The organism is Pseudomonas sp. BN606 (genome assembly GCF_029873115.1).
In the GTDB taxonomy this organism is placed as follows: Bacteria; Pseudomonadota; Gammaproteobacteria; order Pseudomonadales; family Pseudomonadaceae; genus Metapseudomonas.
Genome location: NZ_SSOF01000080.1, coordinates 344,803 through 368,815, shown reverse-complemented (window position 1 = coordinate 368,815; position 24,013 = coordinate 344,803). Strand labels below are relative to the sequence as shown.

Below are 24,013 nucleotides of genomic sequence, written 5' to 3'. Positions count from 1 at the left end.
ACGCATAGCAGTTTCCTGAACGGTTCTTGGGGTATACTCGCCGCCAGCTCCCTGGTGTGTTGGCCAGTCGGTGATGTCCCTGAGCCGATAAATGCAACCACGGGGGTTGCAAGTTGAGGCCGGTGTGCATGTCCGCCTGACGGAAAGCCTTAACGCCTCCTGCAGCCTCCACCTTGAACTTTCGGGTTCAAGGGCTAACCCGACAGCGGCACGACCGGGGAGTCTATTTTCTTCATGATCTGCGCCGGTTCCCATTCCCGCCAGAGCTTGCGCCGCCTGCTCCGCCAGGCCCGCCGCGCACTTACCCCCCTCCAGCAGAAGCACGCCGCCAAGGCCCTGTACCGACAACTCGCACAGGCCCCCCTGTTCCGGCGCGCCCGGCACATTGCCCTCTATCTGCCAACCAATGGCGAGATCGATCCGCGTCCGCTACTGCGCGAAGTACAGCGCCGGGGCAAGCAAGCCTACCTGCCGGTACTCAATGCCTGGCCCAGGGAGAAAATGGTTTTCCAGCGTCTGCTGCCGGGTGAACGCCTGAAGAAGAACCGCTTCCGCATCCTCGAACCTCGCGCCAATCCGGCGCAGCAGCGCAAGGTCTGGGCACTGGATCTGGTCCTGATGCCGCTGGTGGGCTTCGATCAATCAGGTGGACGCCTGGGGATGGGCGGCGGCTTCTACGACCGTAGCCTGGCCTATCTGACGCGCCGTCACCAATGGCGCAAACCGACCCTGCTGGGCCTGGCGCACGAATGCCAGAAGGTGGACAGGCTGGAACTCGCCAGCTGGGACGTCGTCCTGCAGGCGACCGTAACGGACAAGGGCTGGTACTGAAGAGCACTGGCAGCGGCATCGCGATCCTTGCGATGCCGGCCGAGTAGAATCAGGGCTGTTGGGTCAGGTTGACGGGCGCGTTGCTCTGACGTTCCCACAGGCTTTGCGTGTAACCAGTGGTAACGACACCCAGACCAAAAATAATGACCAATACCCAGAGGATGTCTGGCTTGCGTTTCATCGATTGCCTCCCCCTTGCAGGCAAACTTCGCGCGATGACCGATGGCGAGTTGTTGTTTTGATTGGACCGAACGGTAGCAGCAGCTTAAAGCGCGGCATTCTCCGGCAACGTGAGCGAACACGCAATTTATGACGCCAACCGGCCGTCGGCCGGTCTTCAAGCTTGGATGCCCCAATTAAGGACGAACGTACAGGAGCAAAGTTCATGCCTTTCTGGCTGATGAAATCCGAACCGGACGAACTTTCCATCCATGACCTGCAGCGCCTGGGCAAGGCGCGCTGGGATGGCGTGCGCAACTACCAGGCGCGCAACTTCATGCGCGCGATGCGTCCGGGCGAACTGTTCTTCTTCTATCACTCCAGCTGCCCCGAACCGGGCGTCGCCGGCATCGCGCGAATCGCCGGGGAGACCTACCCGGACCCCACCGCCCTGGACCCACAAAGCCATTACCACGACCCCAAAGCGAACGCCGAGAAGAATCCTTGGAGCGCCCTGGACGTGGAGTTCGTCGAGGCCTTCACTCGAGTCATCCCCCTCGGCCTGTTGCGCGAGCAGGCGGTGCTGTCCGGCATGGCCCTGGTACAGAAGGGCAGTCGCCTGTCGGTGATGCCAGTGACAGAAGAAGAATGGGCTGGAGTACTCGCCCTTCGTTGAGTCGGGCATGGCCCTGTGCTATGACGGAGAGGAATCCACTGGGGCACCCCCATGCCGCATTCTCATCCCGCCTGGCTGGTCCGAACGACACTCGCCCTGCTCTTCCTGGCGCTGTGCGGTACCAGCCTGCTGCTCTGGAAGAAGCTGGAAGATGCCCATCAGGAGCGCATTCGTGAGCGCGTCGGTTATCAGGCGCGCGCCCTGGCCGCCGAACTGGAAAACAACCTGATTGACGAGGTCGAGGGTCTGCGGCGCATTGCCATCCTATGGAACCACCAGGGCCGGCTTCCGCGAGACGAATGGGAGTTGGAAGTCCGTTTTGCCCTGGAGCACTTTCCTGGCTACCAGTCGATCCAGTGGATGGGAGAAGACCTACGCATGCGCTGGGTCATGCCGGAAAAAGGCAACGAGGCGGCTATTGGTTTCCGCCTGACGCGCATTCATCCCAACTTCAATCTCGCCATGCAGGCCAAGGCCAGCGGTGAACCGCAGATGTCCAACAGCTTTGCCCTGGTTCAGGGCGGACGTGGCGTCATCCTCTACACCCCGCTGTTTATCAGCAACGAGCAGGGCAGCCGCACCTTCGATGGCTTCCTCCAGGGCGTATTCCGCGTCGAATCGCTGATGGATGCGCTGCTCGGCAGCCTCGACAATCGCGACTTCAGCGTCCAGTTGCTGGAGTCCGGTCAAGCCATCTACCTCCAGCAGCGACCGGAAACCCTGAACAGCCTCAGCCAGCGCGTTCCGCTGCACCTGCTCAACAACAGCAACTTCGCCCTGCAGCTCTCCCCGACCGCCAAACTGGTGGAACAGCTCAGCTCGCCGCTGCCCCAAGTCGTCCTCGGCGCCGGCCTGCTCACCAGCCTGTTACTGGTCGCCGCCCTCGCCCTGGCGCTGGAGAATGCCCGTCGCGCCAGCGCGCTACAGATCGGCTATCGGCGCCTGAACGAAGAAGTCAGCCAGCGCGAACACGCCGAGCAGGATCTGCGTGACAGCCGCGAACGCCTGCAACTGGTACTCGACCTGACCGATTCCAGCCATGACGGCCTGTTCATCTTCGATCTCGCCAATCGCGAGATCCTGCACATGAACCCCGCCACCTACGCGAGCCTCGGCTACAGCGCCGAAACCTTTCGCCAGCTACTCAAGGAAGATCCTGAGCAACTCATGCCCGGCTTCCACACCTGGCTGGAGCTGGTGCGCCAGGCTCGCCGGGATGGCAACTCGGGTATTTTCCAGCGCGAGATGCGCCGCGCCGATGACAGCCTCCAGGCAGCGGAAATCAGTGCGCAACTGGTGAGTCAGAATGGTCGCGACTACCTGATCGGCGTCTCTCGCGACAATCGCGAGCGACTGGAACTGGAGGCGCGCCTGCAGCGACTTTCTCAGCTGGATGGCCTGACCGGGCTATACAACCGGCGCTATTTCGACCGACAGTTGAACGGTGAGTGGCGCCGCCTGCGCCGCCTCGGTGCGCCGCTGGCATTGCTGATGCTGGATGTGGATCACTTCAAGGCGTTCAACGACCAACTTGGTCACCAGGCGGGCGATGATGCGCTGCGCCAGGTCGCCCAGGCGCTCCAGCAGAGCCTGCAACGTGAAGGTGACGTGGCCTGCCGTTACGGCGGGGAGGAGTTCGCCATCATCCTCGCCAACACCGCCGAAGACGGCGCACGACATGTTGCCGAACGGGTAATGGCACATGTGGCGGAACTGCAGATCGAGCACCCCGGCAGTCCCGAGGGGCTGCTGACGTTGAGCATCGGCATCGCCGTCTCTGACCCGGCCCGCGAAGAGCAGCCCGACAGCCTGGTATCACGCAGCGACGCCGCGCTCTACCGGGCCAAGCACGAAGGGCGCAATCGCACCTGCCTGTGGGAGAAAGATCAGGGCTGAATGATCAGATTGTTGAACAGCAGGTCGTCCACCAGTGGCTCGCCTTCTTCGCTGTGCAATACCTGCTGCACTTGTTTGAGGGCTTCCTGGCGAAGCTTTTCCTTCGAGTCGGAGGAGGCCAGGCTCTCGTCGGTCTGCTGGGAGAACAGCATCACCAACTGATTGCGGATCAGCGGCTCATGACGAGTCACCTTGTCCTGCGCCTCGGGGCCGGAGACGCGCAGGGAAACATCGGCTTTGTAGTACTTCAGGCGAGGGCCGGGGCCATAGTTGCCGACCAGGGAAGGCACCAGATCGATATAGGCGACCTTGGGTGCCTCACCTTCCTTGGGCTCTTCTTTCTCATTGGCCACTGCCAGCAGGGGAAGGGTCAGTGTCAGCAGCAATGCAGTCAGTCTTTTCACCAGGGTCATCCTCAGCACGAATGCCGCCTAGCATAGCCACAGCGGCGGCAAGCCCCAAGACCTCCGTTTATGCAGGCCTATCAGGCGCGGCCATGCTGATTGACCGCCCTGCCCCCCAACCTACACTGCAAGGCCACATGCCCGGGGCCAGAGCCCCAAGCCAAGGAGCTCCGCGATGAAAGCCGTCCTGTGCAAAGCCTTCGGTCCCGCCGATACTCTGGTGCTGGAGGAAGTCGCCAGCCCCGAGCCCAAGAAGAACGAGATCCTGATCGACGTCCATGCGGCGGCGGTCAACTTCCCCGACACGCTGATCATCGAAGGCAAGTACCAGTTCAAGCCGCCCTTCCCGTTCTCTCCGGGTGGTGAAGCGGCAGGCGTGGTCGCGGCGGTGGGTGAGAAGGTCAGCCACCTCAAGCCTGGTGATCGCGTGATGGCGCTGACCGGCTGGGGCAGCTTCGCCGAGCAAGTGGCCGTGCCGTCCTACAACGTAATGCCGATTCCGAAGGGTATCGACTTCAATTCCGCCGCGGCTTTTGGCATGACCTACGGCACGTCGATGCACGCGCTCAAGCAGCGCGCTAACCTGCAACCCGGCGAGACCCTGCTGGTGCTGGGTGCCTCCGGCGGTGTAGGCCTGGCGGCGGTGGAGATCGGCAAGGCGATGGGAGCACGAGTGATCGCTGCGGCCAGCAGTGCGGAAAAACTGGCAGTGGCCAAGGCCGCCGGGGCCGATGCGCTGATCAACTACAGCGAAGAAAGTCTCAAGGATCGCGTCAAGGAGCTGACAGGCGGCCAGGGCGCCGACGTGATCTACGATCCGGTCGGCGGCGACCTGTTCGATGCTGCCGTGCGCTCGATCAACTGGAACGGTCGCCTGCTGGTGGTGGGTTTTGCCAGCGGCCGCATCCCCGAGCTTCCAGTGAACCTGGCCCTGCTCAAGGGCGCCTCGGTGGTTGGCGTGTTCTGGGGCTCGTTCGCCCAGCGTCAGCCCCAGGACAACCTGGCCAACTTCCAGCAGTTGTTCGCCTGGTATGCCGAAGGCAAACTCAAGCCGCTGGTGTCCCAGACGTTCCCGCTGGAGCGCGCTAGCGACGCCATCAATGCCCTGGCCACGCGCCAGGCAGTGGGCAAGGTGGTGGTCGAGGTACGCTGACACTTCACCCTACAAGAATGAAAAAGACCGCCCGAGGGCGGTCTTTTTTGATGTCCGGGAATCAGGAACGCGGGGCGTAGGCGAACACGTCCGCGCGCATCTGATGGGCATCCATCCCTGCGGCAACCAGGGCGTCCAAGGTGGCGTAGACCATCGCTGGGGAACCGCTCGCGTAGACGTGCAGTTGCTTGAGGTCAGGGAAGTCCTCGCACACGACTTCGTGCAGCAGACCGCGACGTCCCTGCCAATCACAGGGGTCGCTGACCACCTTGTGCAGGATCAAGTTTTCCAGACCCTGCCAGTCGCTCCAATGGACCAACTCGTAGAAGTCCTCCGGCTGGCGCACGCCCCAGTAGAGGTGCACCGGGTGCTTGAAACCGGTGGCCCGGCAGTGTTCGATCAGACTGTGTATCTGCCCCATCCCCGTGCCTGCGGCAATCAGCACCAGCGGACCTTCCGGCAACTCCGCCAGGTGGGTATCGCCGAAGGGCATGCGGACCTTGGCCATACGAGTGCGCTGCAGTTGCGCGAGCAGCGCCTTGGCGCTGTTCTCACGACCGAGAATGTGCAGTTCGATATCCCGCCCGGCGCTGGGCGCCGAAGCCATGGAAAAGGCTGAGGACTCGCCGTCGTCCCGTTCGATCAACAGGTACTGGCCAGCGTGATAGCGCGGCGGCTTGCCTGCCGGGGCACGCAGGCGCACACGCCAGACATCGCCCCCCACGGACGAACACTCGGTGAGCTGGCAACTCAGGCTTCGCACCGGTAATTCACCCGGCGCCAGCACACCATCCCAGTGCAGGACGCAGTCTTCAAGGGGCTCGGCCAGGCAGGTGAACAGCTCGCCCTGCGTCAGTTCTGCGCCGTTCTGGAGTACTCGTCCTTCCACCAGCAGGGCCGCGCAAACATGACAGTTCCCGTTGCGGCAGCTTTGCGGGCACTCGTAGCCGAGCCGACGCGCCGCATCCAGGATGCGCTCGCTGGGAGCTGTCTGGATGATTGCGCCGGAGGGTTGCAGAGTGACACGCATCAGTCGATTCCCAGAGAGGACCACAGCTCGTCGACGCGGCGCTTGACCGCTTCGTCCTGGACGATTACCCGACCCCATTCGCGGTTGGTCTCGCCCGGCCACTTGTGAGTGGCGTCCAGGCCCATCTTCGAGCCGAGGCCTGAGATGGGCGAGGCGAAGTCCAGGTAGTCGATCGGCGTGTTGTCGATCATCACCGTGTCGCGCTTGGGGTCCATGCGCGTGGTGATGGCCCAGATCACGTCGTTCCAGTCCCGCGCATTGACGTCGTCATCGGTGACTATGACGAACTTGGTGTACATGAACTGTCGCAGGAACGACCAGACACCCAGCATTACGCGCTTGGCGTGGCCGGGATACTGCTTCTTCATGGTCACCACCGCCATGCGGTAGGAGCAACCTTCCGGCGGCAGGTAGAAATCGACGATCTCGGGGAACTGTTTCTGCAGGATCGGCACGAAGACTTCGTTCAGCGCCACGCCGAGGATGGCCGGCTCATCCGGCGGCCGGCCGGTGTAGGTGCTGTGGTAGATAGGTTTCTGCCGGCGAGTGATGCGTTCCACGGTGAACACCGGGAAGCGATCCACTTCGTTGTAGTAGCCGGTGTGGTCACCATAGGGACCTTCGTCAGCCATCTCTCCAGGGTGGATCACCCCCTCAAGAACAATCTCCGCGCTGGCCGGCACCTGCAGGTCACTGCCAAGGCATTTCACCAGTTCGGTACGGTTGTCCCGCAGCAGGCCGGCGAAGGCATATTCGGAAAGGGAGTCCGGCACGGGCGTCACGGCGCCGAGGATGGTCGCCGGATCCGCGCCGAGGGCTACCGCGACAGGGAACGGCTGGCCAGGGTGTTTGGCGCACCACTCGCGATAATCCAGCGCGCCGCCGCGGTGGCTTAGCCAGCGCATGATGACCTTGTTGCGGCCGATCACCTGCTGGCGATAGATGCCGAGGTTCTGGCGCTCCTTGTTCGGGCCGCGGGTGACGGTCAGGCCCCAGGTAATCAGCGGGGCGACGTCGCCCGGCCAGCAGGTTTGCACCGGCAGCCTGGTGAGGTCGACATCGTCGCCCTCCTCCACCACTTCCTGGCATGGGCCATCCTTCAGCACCTTGGGCGCCATGGCGATGACCTTCTTGAAGATCGGCAGCTTGGACCAGGCGTCCTTGAGACCCTTGGGCGGCTCGGGCTCCTTGAGGAAGGCCAGCAGCTTGCCGATCTCGCGCAGCTCGCCGACGTCCTCGGCGCCCATCCCCAAGGCCACTCGGCCGGGAGTGCCAAAGAGGTTGCCGAGCACCGGAATGTCGAAGCCGGTGGGCTTTTCGAACAACAGCGCCGGGCCCTGCTTGCGCAGGGTGCGGTCGCAGATTTCGGTCATTTCCAGCACCGGTGACACTGGAGTGGCGATGCGCTTGAGCTCGCCGCGCTGCTCCAGGCCGCTGATAAAGTCGCGCAGATCGCGATACTGCATGCTTGAGCCTCTTGGGGCGTGCAGGTCGGGGCGCAAAGTTTAGCGCCGAACTGGGTTATTCAGAAGAACAAAGGGCCAGTGCAGAAATGCAAAAGCCGGGTTTCCCCGGCTTTTGCGGCACATCCAAGACTTACTTGCGCTTCATCGAGAGGAAGAATTCGTCGTTGGTCTTGGTGTCTTTCAGCTTGTCGAGCAGGAACTCGATGGCGGCGATCTCATCCATCGGGTGCAGCAGCTTGCGCAGGATCCACATGCGCTGCAGCTCGTCTTCGGCAGTCAGCAGCTCTTCGCGGCGGGTACCGGACTTGTTGATGTTGATGGCCGGGAACACGCGCTTCTCGGCAATGCGACGGTCCAGCGGCAGTTCCATGTTGCCGGTGCCCTTGAACTCTTCGTAGATGACTTCATCCATCTTCGAACCGGTTTCTACCAGCGCGGTGGCGAGGATGGTCAGCGAGCCGCCTTCCTCGATGTTGCGCGCGGCACCGAAGAAGCGCTTGGGCTTCTCCAGGGCGTGGGCGTCGACACCACCGGTGAGCACCTTGCCGGAGCTCGGGATCACGGTGTTGTAGGCACGCGCCAGACGGGTAATGGAGTCCAGCAGGATGACCACGTCCTTCTTGTGCTCGACCAGGCGCTTGGCCTTCTCGATCACCATCTCGGCAACCTGCACGTGGCGGGTCGGCGGCTCGTCGAAGGTGGAGGCGACCACTTCACCGCGCACGGTGCGCTGCATCTCGGTCACTTCTTCCGGGCGCTCGTCGATCAGTAGGACGATCAGGTGGCACTCGGGGTTGTTGCGGGTGATGTTGGCCGCGATGTTCTGCAGCATGATCGTCTTGCCTGCTTTCGGCGGTGCCACGATCAGGCCGCGCTGGCCCTTGCCGATCGGTGCGCAGAGATCGATCACACGGCCGGTGAGGTCTTCGGTGGAGCCGTTGCCGGCCTCCATCTTCAGGCGCTCATTGGGGAACAGGGGCGTGAGGTTCTCGAACAGGATCTTGTTCTTGGCGTTCTCGGGGCGGTCGTAGTTGATGGAGTCGACCTTGAGCAACGCGAAGTAACGCTCGCCTTCCTTGGGCGGACGAATCTTGCCGACGATAGTGTCGCCCGTGCGCAGGTTGAAGCGACGGATCTGGCTGGGCGAGACGTAGATATCGTCAGGGCCGGCCAGGTAGGAAGAGTCGGCGGAGCGCAGGAAGCCGAAGCCGTCCTGGAGAATCTCCAGCACGCCATCACCGGAGATCTCCTCGCCGCTCTTCGCGTGCTTTTTCAGCAGGGCGAAGATGATGTCCTGCTTGCGCGAACGGGCCATGTTCTCCAGGCCCATTGCGTCGGACATTTCCAGAAGTTCGCCAATCGGCTTTTGCTTGAGTTCGGTCAGATTCATAGGAATGACGTAGATAGAATGGAGAAGGGAAAGCTTTGAGCTTTTTAGGCCGCGCCGCAGAGAAGGCGACAGGATCGCTGTGCTTATTCGAATAGGAGTGCGTCGGCGACGGCGTGGAGGGCTGCAAGAAAAAGCAGCGGTCCGAATGTAACACCGGCGCAACGGGGAGTCTAGTGCACTCCAATGAAAAAGCCCCGCATTTCGCGGGGCTTCTTCGGGACGCTTCTGAAGCTGTTCCGGCGGCGCTGAAGGCCGCGCAACATCAGATGTTGGCGTCGAGGAAGGCAGCCAGTTGGGACTTGGACAGGGCGCCAACCTTGGTCGCTTCGACGTTGCCGTTCTTGAACAGCATCAGGGTCGGGATGCCACGCACGCCGTACTTCGGCGGAGTGTCCTGGTTCTCGTCGATGTTCAGCTTGCAGACTTTCAGTTTGCCCTGGTAGTCCTTGGCGATTTCGTCGAGGACCGGAGCAATCATTTTGCACGGACCGCACCACTCGGCCCAGTAGTCGACCAGCACCGCGCCGTCGGCTTTGAGCACGTCCTGCTCGAAGCTGGCATCGGTGACGTTGGTGATGAATTCGCTCATGGAATGATCTCCGTGGTTCGGAAGCAAAAAAGTGGAGCCATCATATCCCGGCTTTCCCAGGACCGAAAGCCAAGGGCGATTGAGCTTTGCTATGGCGATGCTGGGCAAAACTGATGGATGGGGGCGCCAACGTCAATTCGGCATCCGACCCACGCGCCGCTCGGGCGGACCGTCGGCCGCGGTGACGCGCGACTGTCATATCCCACCTATAGTGTGCACAGCCAGCTATTCGCCAGAGAAAGCCGCATCCCAACCACTGTTCGCGGTCCGCGTAATACTGGCACGAACGTACCGCTATTCGCATTGGCGCGACCGGACAACCGTGGCAGGATTGCGCGGTTCAGCCTCGAGACCCGAAACCATGCCGCAGAAGCCCGCCGAAATCCCGTCCCTGATCGCCGCCATTGACCTCGGCTCGAACAGCTTCCACATGGTGGTGGCGAAGGTCGACCATGGCGAGATCCGAATCCTGGAACGGCTCGGCGACAAGGTGCAGTTGGCGGCAGGCCTGGACGAAGACCGCAACCTAAATGAAGAGTCCATGCAGCGCGGCATCGACTGCCTGCGCCGCTTCGCCCAGATGATCGCCGGGCTGCCGGAAGGCGCGGTTCGCATCGTCGGCACCAACGCCCTACGCGAAGCGCACAACCGTGCCGAGTTCATCCGCCGCGCTGAAGAAGTCCTCGGACACCCGGTGGAAGTCATCTCTGGCCGCGAGGAAGCGCGCCTCATCTACCTGGGCGTCTCCCACACCCTGCCGGACACCCCCGGTCGTCGACTGGTGGCTGACATCGGCGGCGGCAGCACCGAGTTCATCATCGGCCAGCGCTTCGAATCGCAACTGCGGGAAAGCCTTCAGATGGGTTGCGTGAGCTACACCCAGCGCTATTTCCGCGACGGCAAGATCACTCCGGCCCGCTATGCCCAGGCCTACACCGCCGCTCGCCTCGAGTTGATGGGCATCGAGTACAGTCTGCGCCGCCTCGGCTGGCAGGAAGCCGTGGGCGCCTCCGGCACCATCCGCGCAGTAGGCCTGGCGATCCAGGCCGCTGGGCTCGGTAATGGCGAGATCAACCCGGAAGGGTTGGCCTGGCTCAAGCGCAAGCTGTTCAAGCTGGGCGACGTGGAGAAGCTCGACATCGACGGCATCAAGCCGGACCGCAGACCGATCTTCCCTGCCGGCCTGGCGATCACCGAGGCCATCTTCGAGGCGCTCGAACTCAAGCACATGAACCACTCCGAAGGGGCACTGCGCGAAGGCGTGCTCTACGACCTGCTGGGCCGCCACCACCACGAGGACGTGCGCGAGCGCACCTTGAGCGCGCTGATGGAGCGCTGCCATGTGGACCTCGAGCAGGCCGCTCGGGTCGAAGCCAAGGCCCTTGCATCCCTGGAGCAGGTCGCCGACAGCTGGGGCCTTGACGATGACTGGCATCGTGACTTGCTGCTGTGGGGCGCGCGCGTTCATGAAATAGGCATGGACATCGCCCACTACCAGTACCACAAGCACGGCGCCTATCTGATCGAGCACTCGGACCTGCCCGGCTTTTCCCGTCAGGACCAGTTGATGCTCGCCCTGCTGGTGCGCGGCCACCGCCGCAATATCCCGAAGGACAGGTTCGCCGAATTCGGCGAGGAAGGTGTGAAGCTGCTGCGCCTTTGCGTGCTGCTGCGCTTTGCCATTCTCTTCCACCACATTCGTGGCACCTCGGCCATGCCCAGAGTCCAGCTCCGGGCCTCCGGCAACAACTTCGAAGTGCAGTTCCCGAAGGACTGGCTAGAGGCCAATCCATTGACCCAGGCGGACTTCGAGCAGGAAGCCGAGTGGCTGAAACGCATCGACTTCGTGCTCAAGGTGAGCTGAAGCCGAGAATCGCAGAAACGAGAACGGGGCCCGCGGGCCCCGTTTTCATTTGCGCGATCAGCGTGCGCTGATTGGCGGGTTGGTCAGCTTGTCCAGCAGGGTGGCCTGGGCGTTGCGCGAGTTCTGGTTGCCACTCGGGCTGTTGCGCAGGTAGCGGCCATCCGGCTGCAGCACCCAGCTCTGGGTGTTGTCGCTGATGTAGGCCTCGAGCTCTTTCTTCACGCGGGTGAGCAGCTTCTTGCCTTCCACGGGGAAGCAGGTCTCGACGCGCATGTCGAGGTTGCGCTCCATCCAGTCGGCGCTGGAGAGGTACATCTTCTCGTCGCCACCGTTGAGGAAGTAGTAGATCCGGCTGTGCTCAAGGAAGCGACCGATGATCGAACGAACCTGGATGTTGTGCGACACACCTGGGATTCCCGGGCGCAGGCAGCACATGCCGCGAACGACGAGGTCGATTCGCACACCGCTCTGGCTGGCCTTGTACAGCGCACGAATGACCTTGGGATCGGTCAGCGCGTTGACCTTGACCATGATGTGCGCCGGCTTGCCCTCGCTGGCGTGCAGCGCCTCGCGGGCGATCATGTCGAGCAAGGTCTTCTTCAAGGTGAAGGGCGCGTGCAGCAGCTTCTTCATGCGCAGCGTCTTGCCCATGCCGATCAATTGGTTGAACAGCTTGTGCAGGTCCTCGCAGAGCGCGTCATCGGCCGTCAGCATGCTGTAGTCGGTGTACAGGCGCGCGTTGCCGGCGTGGTAGTTACCGGTACCCAGGTGCGCGTAGCGGCGCAGCTCGCCGTTCTCGCGCCGCAGGATCAGCATCATCTTGGCGTGAGTCTTGAAACCCACCACGCCGTAGATCACCACGGCACCGGCCTGCTGCAGTCGGCTGGCCAGTTGCAGGTTGGACTCCTCATCGAAGCGCGCCCGCAGTTCGATCACCACAGTGACCTCCTTGCCGTTGCGCGCCGCCTCCACCAGGGAGTCGACGATCTCGGAGTTGGCACCGGCGCGGTACAGGGTCTGCTTGATCGCCAGGACGTTGGGATCCTTGGCGGCCTGGCGCAGGAAGTCCACCACCGGGGTGAAGGACTCGAAGGGGTGCAACAGCAGGATGTCCTGTTTACCCACCACGCTGAACAGGTTCTCGGCCTTCTGCAGCAGCTTGGGGATGACCGGCGTGAAGGTCGGGTGCTGCAGCTCCGGGTGGCTTTCCAGACCGGTGATGCTGAACAGGCGGGTCAGGTTCACCGGGCCATTGACCTGGTACAGCTCGCTCTCGCCCAGGTTGAACTGCTTGAGCAGGTAGTCCGAGAGGTTTTTCGGGCAGGTGTCCGCCACTTCCAGGCGCACCGCGTCACCGTAGCGGCGCGAGAAGAGCTCGCCACGCAGCGCGCGGGCCAGGTCGTCGACGTCCTCGGTGTCCACCGAGAGGTCGGCGTTACGGGTCAGCCGGAACTGGTAGCAGCCTTTCACCTTCATGCCGGGGAAAAGGTCATCGGCATGGGCGTGGATCATCGAAGACAGGAATACGAAGTTGTCCCCCGGCCCACCGATGTCTTCCGGCACCCGGATGACCCGCGGCAGCAAGCGCGGAGCAGGGATAATGGCCAGGCCTGAGTCGCGGCCGAAGGCATCCACCCCCTCCAGCTCGACGATAAAGTTCAGGCTCTTGTTAACCAGCAACGGGAAGGGGTGCGTCGGGTCCAGGCCGATGGGGGTGATGATCGGCGCGATCTCGTCACGGAAGTAGCGACGCACCCAGGCCTTCAACTTGGCGGTCCAGTAACGGCGACGGATGAAGTTGACCTGGTGCTTGGCCAGCTCCGGCAACAAGATGTCGTTGAGGATGCTGTACTGGCGGGTCACCTGTTCGTGCACCAGCTCGCTGATACGCGCCATGGCCTGATGCGGCAGCAGTCCGTCGGCGCCAGCCTGCTCGCGGGCGAAGGTGATCTGCTTCTTCAGGCCGGCGACGCGAATCTCGAAGAACTCATCGAGGTTGCTGGAAAAAATCAGCAGGAACTTCAGACGTTCGAGCAACGGATAGGACTCATCCAGCGCCTGTTCCAGCACGCGGATGTTGAACTGCAACTGGGACAGCTCACGGTGGATGTACAGGCTGCTGTCATCCAGGCTCGGCACCACCAATGGCGCCGGCGCGGGGGCCGGGGCAGGCACCGCTTCTGCGACTGGCGCGGGGGCGGGGGCCTCGGGAGCCGGAGGGACCACCGGAACTTCGGTGGCTTCCTTCAGGGGTTCGAGCAATGCGCTGGGGTTGAGTCCTTCGGTGTTCATCTGCAGTTCCTGGGGGGAGATCAGGCTCCCGTCTTGAGCATTTCTGCGGCGCGTACGGCGAAATAGGTGAGGATGCCATCCGCGCCGGCGCGTTTGAAGGCGACCAGGGATTCGAGGATCACCGCCTCGCTCAGCCAGCCGTTCTGGATGGCTGCCATGTGCATGGCGTACTCGCCGCTGACCTGGTAGACAAAAGTCGGCACGCGGAATTCATCCTTCACCCGACGAACGATGTCGAGGTAAGGCATGCCCGGCTTGACCATCACCATGTCGGCGCCTTCGGCCAGGTCCGCGGCCACTTCATGCAGGGCCTCGTCGGTGTTGGCCGGGTCCATCTGGTAGCTGGCCTTGTTGCCCTTGCCAAGGTTGGCTGCAGAGCCGACCGCATCACGGAAGGGACCGTAGTAGGCGCTGGCGTACTTGGCCGAGTAGGCCATGATGCGCACGTTGGGGAAATCAGCCAGTTCCAGGGCTTCGCGAATTGCCTGGATACGGCCATCCATCATGTCCGAGGGTGCCACCACCTGGGCGCCGGCCTCGGCGTGGGACAGCGCCTGCTTGACCAGTGCGTCGACAGTGATGTCGTTCTGCACATAGCCATTCTCGTCGAGGATGCCGTCCTGGCCGTGGGTGGTGAAGGGGTCCAGGGCGACGTCGCTGATCACGCCCAATTCCGGGAAGCGGTCACGCAGGGCGCGGATGGCGCGCTGGGCAATGCCGCCCGGGTTCCACGCTTCGGCGCCATCGAGGGATTTCTTCTCCAGAGGAGTCACCGGGAAGAGCGCCAGCGCCGGAATCCCCAACTCGACCCAGGCCTCGGCTTCCTTGAGCAACAGGTCGATGGACAGGCGCTCGACGCCGGGCATCGACGGCACGGCTTCGCGGCGGTTCTCACCGTCCAGCACGAATACCGGCAGGATCAGGTCGTCGATAGTCAGGACGTTCTCGCGCACCAGGCGGCGGGAAAAATCATCACGACGGTTGCGGCGCAGGCGGGTTGCGGGAAACAGGCGGTTGGCGGGGGTAAAGCTCACAGCAGACTCCAGGGCCCGGAACGGACGCAGTGTGACAAATATAAGGGCCGATTATGACCGAATGGTAACAATGCGGCACAGTGACCCGTGGTCACGTCGACCGGCGTACGGGCCTTGTGGCGGCATTCGGGGATTGTCCGTGGTCAATCTGATGGCATTCACCGGAGGTCGGAGCTTTTCCCAGGGCGTCATCCCGGTTAGGCTGCGCGTTCATTTCGCTGCGCAACCCAACCATGCTGCAACAATTTCTCCAGGATTTCGGTTATTTCGCCCTCTTCCTCGGCACGTTCTTCGAGGGTGAGACGATCCTGGTCCTGGCCGGCTTCCTCGCCTTCCGGGGCTACATGGACATCAACGCCGTGGTTGCCACGGCGTTCTTCGGCAGCTATGCCGGCGACCAGCTCTGGTACTACCTGGGCCGCCACAAGGGTCGTCAGATCCTTGCCCGCAAGCCGCGTTGGCAAGCCATGGGCGACCGCGCTCTGGCGCACATCCGCCGTCACCCGGATATCTGGGTCCTGAGCTTCCGCTTCGTCTACGGGTTGCGCACCGTGATGCCGGTGGCCATCGGCCTGTCCGGCTATCCGCCACTGCGTTACCTGATCCTGAACGGCATCGGTGCCTTGATCTGGGCCCTGGCCCTGGGATTCGCCGCGTTCCACTTCGGCGCCGTGCTGGAAGGAATGCTCGGCAACCTCAAGCGCTACGAGCTGATGGTACTCGGCGCTCTGGTGGCCATCGGCGGCCTCCTCTGGCTGAGGCGTCGCCTGCGTAACAACGGCAAGAACAGCTGATCAGACCGCCAGTGCCGCCGCGCGGCGCTGCAGGCCGAACAGCGCGGCCAGACTGACCAGGCTGTAGAGCGCGAGCAGGCCCCACCCCGCCGCTCCCATCGGCAGCAATCCCAGCACCGTAAAGGCCGAGAACACCGGCCAGTTCACTGCCAATCGCGTCACTTCCAGCCAACGCGCCCACGGGCGGTTCTCCAGCCAGCTACCGATGACGTAGAGACCGAAGGCCATCCAGGCCCAGGCCAGCAGCAGCCCGGCCACTGAAACCTCGCTGCCGGTCCCCAGCAGCCAGGTCCCGGCCACTACGTAGAGTGCGAACTGAAGGCCGGCGTACCACTTCTGAGGCAGCCCCAGCGGCACCTCGAATTTGACGAAGAGCGACAGGTCCGGCTTGGCCTGTGGATAACGCGCGGCGACATCCGCCGGGCGCCAGCCGGTACGCATGAACCAGATACGCAGCTTGTCCCACCGGGACTCAGCACGCGCGGCATCTCGCCAGAGCTGCACATAGAACTGCAGGTTGGCCCAGAGCGGGTTCCAGCTGGCCAGCGGCGTGGTCACGCCGAAGATTACCGGCTCCTCTTCCAGCTCTTCCTGGAAGGTACCGAACAGGCGATCCCAGAGGATGAACACGCCGCCGTAATTGCGATCCATGTACACCGGGTTCTGCGCGTGGTGGACCCGATGGTTGGACGGTGTGATGAAGAACCATTCGAACCAGCCCAGCTTGGGCACATGCCGGGTGTGCACCCAGAACTGGTAGAGCAGGTTCAGCGCACCGACGCTGAGGAACACCAGCGGAGGTACACCGGCAGCGGCCATCGGCAGGTAGAAAATCCAACCGAAAAGAAAGCCCGTGCTGGTCTGCCGCAGGGCGGTGGAGAGGTTGTACTCCTCACTCTGGTGGTGCACCGAGTGGGCGGCCCAGAGGACGTTGCGCTCATGGCCCAGTCGGTGGTTCCAGTAGTAACAGAAATCATAGAAAACGAAGGCCAGCAGCCACACCCAGAGGCTCGACGCCGACAGCTCGAACAGGGCCATGTGTTGCCAGGCGAAGGTGTAGGTCAGCAGCCCCACAACCTTGGTCAGCAGGCCGCTGGTGGTGGACAGCACGCCAGCGCTCAGGCTGTTCAGGGCATCGGCGGTACGGTAAGTGCGCATCCCACGCCAACGGTCGACCATCAGTTCGATGCCGATCAGCAGGAAGAAGAAAGGCACGGCATAAAGCACGTAATTCATGGGACAACCCTTATCGTAGTTCTTGTCCGGTGACCCACAGACGGTGAAGCGGGCGGCGCGGCGCTCGCGGCCCGATTCCCCAGCCTGCTAGGATTGCTCGTCAGGGCCTGTACGAAATGCCGCCACGAAATGACGACATTCATCCAGTACCCGGGATGCTACTCCCACAGCCCGTCCGGCTTCCCGGCATGGCGTGCCAACCCAAGCGGCATATGACGACAGCATGCGAAAACTTCTGAAACCCGCCCTGATCGCCCTGCTTCTCCTGGCCTGCGCCGCCCTGCTCGGACTCTATCCCTATCGTGATGCCCTGCTGCCGCAGACCGCCGACCTGTCGGCGGCGGAACAGCGCCTGGCACCGCACCTCAGCCTGTTCACTCCGCAAGGCAACGGCCCTTTCCCCACCGTAATGGTGTTTCACGGCTGCAGCGGCCAGAGCCCGCTGTTCATGCGCAACGTGAAAGCCTGGCTGCTCCCCGCCGGCTACGCCGTGATGTTCGTCGACAGCCATGCTGCCCGCGGCATCAAGGACTGGCGCCCGGTCTGCGACGGCAAGCGTCTGTGGGGCAACGAACGCGCCGTCGATGTCTACGCTGCGCTGGCGTTGGCGCGGCAGAACCCGGCGATCGACAGCAGCAAGCTGGCCCTGCTCGGATACTCACACGGAGGCTGGACCATCCTCGATGCGCTCTCCTACGACGGCAGCGCCGGCCACGGTTTCCCCGCCACCGGCAGAGGTGCACTGGCCGGTGTGCGCGGCGTGATCGCCTACTACCCCTACTGCGGATTCCCCGCCCACCTGCGCGACGGTCTCGGACATAGCGCCCCTGTGCTGATGTTCCTCGGCGCGAAGGACCACATCACCGACCACCAGCAATGCCTTTCGGCCCTCGATAGCCTCGATGGCGAGCGCCTGGAACTGGTGCAGTACGGCAACGCCGACCATGTATTCGATCAGCGCAGCGACCTGAATACCTACCAACCCGGCCTGGCCCAGGATGCCCAGCGACGCGCACTGGCGTTCCTGCGCGAGAACCTGGGACCACCCCCCCAATGACCTGGAGATGTCCATGACCAAGAAAGTTGCCGTGATCCTGTCCGGCTGTGGCGTTTACGATGGTGCGGAGATCCACGAGAGTGTGATCACCCTGCTGCGCCTGGACCAGCGCGGTGCCAAGGTCCAGTGCTTCGCGCCGAACATCGCCCAGCACCACGTGATCAACCACACTACCGGCGAAGAGATGCCGGAAAGCCGTAACGTGCTGGTGGAATCGGCGCGTATCGCCCGCGGCGAGATCAGCGACGTGCGCGAACTGAAAGCCGACGACTTCGACGCCCTGATCATTCCCGGCGGCTTCGGCGCGGCGAAGAACCTCTCCGACTTCGCCATCAGCGGCGCCAACTGCACCGTGCAGCCCGACGTACTGACCGCCGCCCGCGGTTTCGCCGAAGCCGGCAAGCCAGTTGGCCTGATCTGCATCGCCCCAGCCCTGGCGGCGAAGATCTACGGCGAAGGCGTGAGCTGCACCATCGGCAATGACGCTGGCACCGCGGCAGCCCTGGCCGAGATGGGCGCGCAGCATGTGGAATGCGTGGTTGGTGAAATCGTCGAAGACCAGAAACGCAAGCTGGTGACCACCCCAGCCTACATGCTCGCCCAATCCATCAGCGAAGCCGCCGGCGGTATCTACAAGCTGGTGGACCGCGTACTGGAACTGGCCCACTGATACCTCGGGCGGGTGGCTTCGGCTACCCGCTCCGTGTCGATCCGGCCAATCCACCTGCCACTCCCGCCGCCCCCCTTGGCACCCCGACCACTCCTGAGGCAGCGTCGAGCCAATCAATGTTCCCAGGAGGCGTCATGAGCCAGACCGATTTCATCCTCACCCCCGAACTCCAGCAAGCCGTCGCCGGCTTCTTCGAACGCATTCCATTCAACCGCGTGCTCGGCATTCAGCTAGGAGAGATGAGCACCGAGAAGGTGGTGATGCACCTGCCGATGAAGGACGAGCTGATCGGCAATTTCGTCCACGGCATCCTGCACGGTGGAGTGATTTCCAGCCTGCTCGATGTAGTCGGCGGAGCCATGGCGCTGATCGGTGCCTTCGAACGGCACCAGCACTTATCCACAGCGGAGCGCATGGGGCGGCTATCCAAGCTCGGCACCATCGACCTGCGCATCGATTACCTGCGACCTGGTCGTGGCCAGCACTTCACCGCCACCGCCGTGCTACTCCGCTCGGGAAACAAGGTTGCCGTGGTGCGTTCGGAACTGCACGCCGACGACGGCACTTTGGTTGCGGTTGGCACTGGCACCTACCTCTGCGGCTGAGCCCTCGACCATCGCTCCAGGTCCGACGGCCGGCTGCATCGCCCATGGCCTTGGCTGCCGGAACTGCCTAGACTGCGGGCAAAATGCCAGTGTGCCACCCCATGGCGGGTCCGCACCCGAAGGACCCCGCCGCCGATGCTCTTCCTGACCCACGCCCGCGCCATCCCTGAAGACCAGATCGCCCTGCTGGACTGCAGCCACTCCACACCACTGGTACTGCTCTCCTATCTGGTGGCTTGCGCCGCCGCGTTCACCGCCCTGGCCATGGCGCGCCGAGTCAGCCACAGCAGTGCCCTGTTTGGACGCGAGCTCTGGCGCTGGGTGGGCGCCCTCTCCCTGGGCGGCGGCATATGGTCGATGCACTTCATTGCCATGCTTGCCTTCCGCGCGCCCCTCGTCATCTCCTATGCGCCGGGTGTCACGCTGCTTTCGCTGCTGATCGCAATCGCGGTGTCCTATGTGGTGATGCGAGTGATCGGACGCGAGCGCCTGAGACCCTGGCAGTACCTGCTGGCAGCGATCACAGCAGGCATCGGCATTGCCACCATGCACTACAGCGGCATGGCGGCGATCCGCTCCGCGGCATCGCTCTACTACGACCCGCTGCTCTTCTCCCTGTCGCTAGCCATAGCCATTGGTGCGGCGCTGGCCGCTCTGCTGCTTGCCTTCTACTTCCGCGAACGAAACGACAAAGGCCTTGGGCGCCTGCGCCTGGCTGCGAGCGCGATGATGGGGGCCGCCATCGTCTCCATGCACTTCACCGGCATGGCGGCGCTGACCCTGACAGTCCCGCGCGATATCCAACTGACCCTGGACTCCGCTGGCCATACCAACCAGACCCTGCTCGGCATCGCCATTGGCGTCATCGCGCTGCTGGTGATAGTCGCCGGCCTGGGCGCCGTCTGGGCCGAGCAGCGCCTTCGGGAGCAACGACGCCGTTTGCGCATGGCCGCCGATCAGCTCAATACCGCCACCCACCACGACCCACTAACCAACCTGTTCAACGGCCGCGCCTTCACCCGGATGACCAGCAGCTTGCTGGCGGAGCACGCAGGCCAGGGCACGCTCGCCGTCCTGTTCATTGGCCTGGATAGTTTCAAGCGTATCAATGACAGCCTGGGTCACGGCGCCGGGGACCAGGTGCTGCAACAGGTCGCCCAACGCCTGCGCACGGCCTTGCACGACCAGGATCTGCTGGCACGCTACTCCGGCGACGAGTTCTGCATTCTCAGCCCCCTGCAGGATGGCGCTCGCGCAGGTGAGCTGGCCGACCGCCTGCTGGGCCATATACGTGCACCCATCAGCCTGCCCAGCGGCCAGCTGCGCGTTACCGCCAGCCTGGGTATCAGCCTGTATCCACAGGACGGTGAAAACCACGAAGAGCTGCTGCGCAACGCCGGCCTCGCCCTGGGTCACTGCAAGGAGAATGGCCGCAATCGCTGGCAGCGCTTCAGTGCTGATCTCGAACTGCGTGCCCACGAGAACCTGACCCTGGAGCAGGACTTGCGCCGTGCCCTCAACGAGGACGCCCTGGAGGTTCACTACCAGCCCATCGTCGCCTGCGATGCCAGCCGCGTGGTCAGCCTGGAAGCCGTGGCGCGCTGGCGCCATCCGCTGCACGGCATGATCAGCCCTGAGCGCTTCGTAACCATCGCCGAGCAGCACGGTTTCATCGCCGAACTGGATACCTGGGTGACCCGCCGCGCCTGCCGCGATCTCAAGGAATTGCACGACGCCGGGCATAGGGACTTGCGCGTTGCGGTGAATTGCTCAGCGCTTAACCTCACCAACCTCAACCTACCGCTGGTGCTCGGCATCGAGCTGCAACGCTCAGGGCTGAACCCGCGAGCGCTGGCTCTTGAGGTCACGGAGAATGCGCTGATGGGCAATCTCAACTCCGCGGTAGAAATCCTGGAAGCCATTCGCGCGCTGGGCGTGAGCATCTCCATCGATGACTTCGGCAGCGGTTACTCATCACTGGCCTACTTGCGCCGCCTACCGGTGGACACCCTCAAGGTGGATCGCGCCTTCGTGCGCGACATACCCGCCGAGGAGAACGACATGGCGATCACCGCCGCGATCATCGCCATGGCCCACAAGCTGCAACTCAAGGTGGTCGCCGAAGGTGTGGAAACCGCCCAACAACTGGGTTTTCTGCGCGAGAACCATTGCGACCTGATCCAGGGCTATCTGTTCAGCCGCCCGCTGTCGCTGGACAACCTGAAGCTGTGGCTGGCCAATCCCAGGAACCTGGCGATGGCTACCCAACCTCAAGCAGTGAATTGAGTCCGACTCGCTTCAGCCCCGGCTGAGGCGGGTCAGCAGCCGGTCCAGGGAATTGGCGAAGGCCTGTCGCTCCTTCTCACCGTAGGCTGCCTGGCCCCCGCCCATCTGGCCCTGGTCACGCAGATCGGTGAACAGGTTGCGCACCGCGAGGCGCTCGCCCATGTTGCGTTCGTCGAACTCGCGACCGCGCGGGTCCAACGCCGCAACGCCCTTCTTCACCAGGCGATCGGCCAGTGGCACGTCGCTGCAGATCACCAGTTCACCGGGGGAGGCGTTGTCAACCAGGTAGTCGTCAGCTGCATCCGGGCCGCTGGGGACCACCACCAGTCGCACGCAGGCGAAGGCTGGTTTCACCTGGCTCTGCCCGGCCACCAGCACCACCTCGAACTTGCGCTTCAGGGCGAACTTGATTACCTGGTCCTTGGCTGCCTTGGGGCAGGCATCGGCATCGATCCAGACGCGCATGGGAAAAATTCCGCAGATAAGAAAAGGGCGAGAAGTTTACACCCCCCGCCCTCCAGTCAGGCCTGCGCCGCGCTGCGCTCGCGCAGCCAGCTGCGGCCGTAAAGCGCCGCGATGGCCAGCAATGCCAGCCCTTGGGCCGACAGCGTGTAGGCATCAGGATGAATGCCCAGCCAGTCGAATTCGAAGAAGGGCACCGGACGCGTACCCAGGACTCCGGCTTCCTGCAGGGCGGCCACGCCATGACCGGCGAACACCACCGATAGGGCGCAGAGCAGGATGGCGTTGGCCATGAAGAAGGTCCCCAGCGGCAGCTTCGCCGAGCCGCGCAGGATGACCCAGGCCAGACCCACCAGCAGTACCAGGGCAGTCGCCGCACCCGCGATGACCATGCCATGGCCGGCAGGTCCCGCCTGCAGCCAGAGGGTTTCGTAGAAGAGGATCACTTCGAACAGCTCGCGGTACACCGAGAAGAACGCCAGGGTCGCAAAACCGAAGCGGCCGCTGCTGCTCAACAGGTGTTCCTTGATGTAACTCTGCCACGCAGCGGCGTGGCGGCGGTCATGCATCCACACGCCGAGCCAGAGCACCATCACGCAGGCGAACAGCGCCGTGAAACCTTCCATCAATTCGCGCTGGGCGCCGCCGACATCGATCAGGAAAGCCGCTACTGCCCAGGTGGCGAAGCCGGCGACGATGGCCAGGCCCCAGCCCACATGAACGCTGCGAATCGCATGCTCCTGGTCGGTCTTGCGCAGGAACGCGAGGATCGCCGCCAGCACCAGGATCGCCTCGAGGCCTTCGCGCAGCAGGATCAGCAAGCTGGAAATGAAACTCAGCGAACCGCTCAGGCCATCGCTGCCCAGGAGGTCGGCGGACTTGTCCAGTTCGGCCGTGGCCTTTTCCAGCAGTTGCGCGGCCTGCCCAATGGACTGGCGGTCCTGCAGCGCCTGGCGGTAAGCCATCAGCGCGCGTTCGGTGGTCTTGCGCTGAACGGTGTCGAGGTTGTCGAGGGAGCTTTCCACCAGTTCGAAGCCTTCAAGGTAGGCGGCTACCGAGAGGTCGTAGGCCTGATCCGCATCACCATCACGGTAAGCCTTGAGGCTCTGCTCCAGAGTGGAACGGGTATGACCGATCAGCTCCTTTGGCCCGCGCTGTTGCACCGGCGGCTGGGCGCGCTGGGCTCGGAACAGCGCCTGGATGGCAGCACCCTGACTGGCGCCGACTTCTTCCGGCGTGCGGCCGGCCAGCTCGCCAAGGGAGATGGCCTCGCCCTTCACCGACGGGTCGGCGCTGAAGCTGGCGATGTAGCTCGCCAGATCCCAACGCTGACGGTCGTCCAGCTGGTCAGCGAAAGCCGGCATGTCGGTACCTTCAACCCCCAGACCGAGCGTGTTGAAGAGGTCATAGAGACTCAACCGGTCCATCCGCGCCTGATCGCGCAGGTTGGCCGGCGGCGGCTCCAGGCCCATGCCGGCCGGGCCATCGCCGGCACCGTTATCGCCGTGGCAGACGCTGCAGTGCTGCGCGTAGAGCGGCGCACCACGGGCGGGGTCAGGTGTGATGAGCGGGGCCTGGCTGACCTCATAAGTCGCCGCCAGCCGCGTGGCCAACTGGCGCGCCTGGCGGGCAACCGCGGCACCGCTCTGCCTGTCCTGTACGGCCTGGTACAGATTGGCAACGCCCTGCTCCAGTTCCTTCTGGCCATCACGGGCTGGCAGGGCAACGATCAGGCCCTGCAGTGCGCCGAGGAATTCAATCTGTTCGCGGTATTCGCCGGCGTCGATGACTTTGCCGTCGACTACGGTAGCGGGGTAGTCGGCCCCGATGTAACTGAGCAGGTGCAAGGCCTGCGCGGCGCCGTCGGCCTGGTCGGCCATCAGGCTGAAACTGCAGAGTGCCATCAGCGGCACGAGAAGCCACCTGAGCAATCTCGGAATGGGGAACATGAGTCAATCTCAAATGAGAATGGGGAAACGAATTGTTACCTTCCTAACAATTGATCTCAAGCCCAAATCGCTCATCCGATCACGTTCAGAGATTGCGAAAATTTGCTGAAGGCCCCGTCATTCCTGGCCTTCAATGCAATTGGAATTGCTCGGGGCAGTTCGATGAAAGG

At 63.3% G+C, this 24,013-nt stretch carries 21 protein-coding genes and 1 other RNA gene; 11 read left to right on the top strand and 11 right to left on the bottom strand.

The genetic code is table 11. The features are described 5' to 3' along the window. The first annotated feature begins 45 nt into the window (after nt 1–45). Nucleotides 46–225, top strand: a non-coding RNA gene (gene ssrS, locus E8E75_RS24440) — 6S RNA. A gap of 9 nt (nt 226–234) precedes the next feature. Beyond that, complete coding sequence (locus tag E8E75_RS24435) at nt 235–831, top strand: 5-formyltetrahydrofolate cyclo-ligase (protein WP_153919028.1); 597 nt, start codon at nt 235–237, stop codon at nt 829–831. A 49-nt stretch (nt 832–880) separates the two neighbouring features. Here E8E75_RS24435 and E8E75_RS24430 read toward each other — a convergent pair whose 3' ends face one another. Then, nucleotides 881–1,012, bottom strand: a complete 132-nt coding sequence (locus E8E75_RS24430) for a hypothetical protein (RefSeq protein ID WP_016495303.1) — start codon at nt 1,010–1,012, stop codon at nt 881–883. A gap of 204 nt (nt 1,013–1,216) precedes the next feature. Here E8E75_RS24430 and E8E75_RS24425 point away from each other — a divergent pair, with 204 nt between their 5' ends. Together E8E75_RS24425 and E8E75_RS24420 are read left to right on the top strand one after the other, a co-directional pair. After that, entirely contained in the window at nt 1,217–1,666 is a 450-nt protein-coding gene (locus tag E8E75_RS24425; protein ID WP_120654008.1) for an EVE domain-containing protein, read from the top strand. A gap of 51 nt (nt 1,667–1,717) precedes the next feature. Then, a complete protein-coding gene (locus E8E75_RS24420) occupies nt 1,718–3,562 on the top strand; it encodes a diguanylate cyclase (protein WP_153919031.1) in 1,845 nt (614 codons plus the stop codon). Here E8E75_RS24420 and E8E75_RS24415 read toward each other — a convergent pair. Beyond that, entirely contained in the window at nt 3,553–3,975 is a 423-nt protein-coding gene (locus E8E75_RS24415) for a flagellar basal body-associated protein FliL (RefSeq protein ID WP_153919431.1), read from the bottom strand. The two genes, E8E75_RS24420 and E8E75_RS24415, sit on opposite strands and share 10 nt — an antisense overlap. Nucleotides 3,976–4,141: 166 nt before the next feature. Here E8E75_RS24415 and E8E75_RS24410 point away from each other — a divergent pair, with 166 nt between their 5' ends. Further along, nucleotides 4,142–5,119, top strand: a complete 978-nt coding sequence (locus E8E75_RS24410; RefSeq protein WP_120654006.1) for an NADPH:quinone oxidoreductase family protein — start codon at nt 4,142–4,144, stop codon at nt 5,117–5,119. Between the two features lie 61 nt (nt 5,120–5,180). On the opposite strand, the gene E8E75_RS24405 is transcribed toward E8E75_RS24410, so the two are convergent. From E8E75_RS24405 to trxA, 4 genes are all read right to left on the bottom strand, one after another. Further along, a complete protein-coding gene (locus E8E75_RS24405; protein WP_120654005.1) occupies nt 5,181–6,149 on the bottom strand; it encodes a CDP-6-deoxy-delta-3,4-glucoseen reductase in 969 nt (322 codons plus the stop codon). Next, on the bottom strand, nt 6,149–7,615 hold the full coding sequence (gene ubiD / locus E8E75_RS24400) for a 4-hydroxy-3-polyprenylbenzoate decarboxylase (protein WP_153919034.1): 1,467 nt from the start codon (nt 7,613–7,615) through the stop codon (nt 6,149–6,151). Before ubiD ends, E8E75_RS24405 begins: the two co-directional genes overlap by 1 nt. 130 nt (nt 7,616–7,745) lie before the next feature. Then, nucleotides 7,746–9,005: a transcription termination factor Rho gene (gene rho / locus E8E75_RS24395; RefSeq protein ID WP_120654003.1), complete on the bottom strand. Its 1,260-nt coding sequence runs from the start codon at nt 9,003–9,005 to the stop codon at nt 7,746–7,748. Nucleotides 9,006–9,267: 262 nt separating this feature from the next. Further along, nucleotides 9,268–9,594 carry a thioredoxin TrxA gene (gene trxA, locus E8E75_RS24390; protein WP_003457525.1) on the bottom strand — a complete coding sequence of 109 codons (327 nt, stop codon included), beginning with the start codon at nt 9,592–9,594 and terminating at the stop codon, nt 9,268–9,270. A gap of 361 nt (nt 9,595–9,955) precedes the next feature. Between trxA and ppx the strand changes: the two genes are divergently transcribed. Next, nucleotides 9,956–11,458, top strand: a complete 1,503-nt coding sequence (ppx, locus tag E8E75_RS24385; protein ID WP_120654002.1) for an exopolyphosphatase — start codon at nt 9,956–9,958, stop codon at nt 11,456–11,458. Between the two features lie 57 nt (nt 11,459–11,515). Here ppx and ppk1 read toward each other — a convergent pair whose 3' ends face one another. Next, nucleotides 11,516–13,750 (bottom strand): polyphosphate kinase 1, encoded by a 2,235-nt coding sequence (gene ppk1 / locus E8E75_RS24380; RefSeq protein WP_153919036.1) that lies wholly within the window; start codon nt 13,748–13,750, stop codon nt 11,516–11,518. Nucleotides 13,751–13,770: 20 nt separating this feature from the next. Further along, complete coding sequence (gene hemB / locus E8E75_RS24375) at nt 13,771–14,784, bottom strand: porphobilinogen synthase (RefSeq protein ID WP_280359867.1); 1,014 nt, start codon at nt 14,782–14,784, stop codon at nt 13,771–13,773. A 233-nt stretch (nt 14,785–15,017) separates the two neighbouring features. Here hemB and E8E75_RS24370 point away from each other — a divergent pair, with 233 nt between their 5' ends. Then, complete coding sequence (locus tag E8E75_RS24370) at nt 15,018–15,578, top strand: DedA family protein (RefSeq protein WP_120653999.1); 561 nt, start codon at nt 15,018–15,020, stop codon at nt 15,576–15,578. Here E8E75_RS24370 and E8E75_RS24365 read toward each other — a convergent pair whose 3' ends face one another. Further along, a complete protein-coding gene (locus tag E8E75_RS24365; protein WP_153919042.1) occupies nt 15,579–16,814 on the bottom strand; it encodes a sterol desaturase family protein in 1,236 nt (411 codons plus the stop codon). Nucleotides 16,815–17,037: 223 nt separating this feature from the next. On the opposite strand from E8E75_RS24365, the gene E8E75_RS24360 reads away from it, so the two are divergent. The 4 genes from E8E75_RS24360 (at nt 17,038) to E8E75_RS24345 (ending at nt 21,432) form a co-directional block, all read left to right on the top strand. Beyond that, on the top strand, nt 17,038–17,871 hold the full coding sequence (locus E8E75_RS24360; RefSeq protein WP_120653997.1) for a dienelactone hydrolase family protein: 834 nt from the start codon (nt 17,038–17,040) through the stop codon (nt 17,869–17,871). A 13-nt stretch (nt 17,872–17,884) separates the two neighbouring features. Continuing rightward, nucleotides 17,885–18,541 (top strand): isoprenoid biosynthesis glyoxalase ElbB, encoded by a 657-nt coding sequence (elbB, locus tag E8E75_RS24355; RefSeq protein ID WP_153919044.1) that lies wholly within the window; start codon nt 17,885–17,887, stop codon nt 18,539–18,541. Nucleotides 18,542–18,675: 134 nt separating this feature from the next. Further along, the gene (locus E8E75_RS24350; RefSeq protein WP_120653995.1) at nt 18,676–19,146 is read left to right on the top strand and encodes a thioesterase family protein; all 471 of its coding nucleotides are present in this window, start codon (nt 18,676–18,678) and stop codon (nt 19,144–19,146) included. Nucleotides 19,147–19,281: 135 nt separating this feature from the next. Beyond that, on the top strand, nt 19,282–21,432 hold the full coding sequence (locus E8E75_RS24345; protein WP_120653994.1) for an EAL domain-containing protein: 2,151 nt from the start codon (nt 19,282–19,284) through the stop codon (nt 21,430–21,432). A 12-nt stretch (nt 21,433–21,444) separates the two neighbouring features. Here E8E75_RS24345 and E8E75_RS24340 read toward each other — a convergent pair whose 3' ends face one another. Both E8E75_RS24340 and E8E75_RS24335 read right to left on the bottom strand, forming a co-directional pair. Beyond that, nucleotides 21,445–21,897 carry a YaiI/YqxD family protein gene (locus tag E8E75_RS24340; protein WP_153919047.1) on the bottom strand — a complete coding sequence of 151 codons (453 nt, stop codon included), beginning with the start codon at nt 21,895–21,897 and terminating at the stop codon, nt 21,445–21,447. 56 nt (nt 21,898–21,953) lie between these two features. Next, complete coding sequence (locus E8E75_RS24335; protein WP_280359866.1) at nt 21,954–23,843, bottom strand: cytochrome c/FTR1 family iron permease; 1,890 nt, start codon at nt 23,841–23,843, stop codon at nt 21,954–21,956. Between the last annotated feature and the right edge of the window lie 170 nt (nt 23,844–24,013).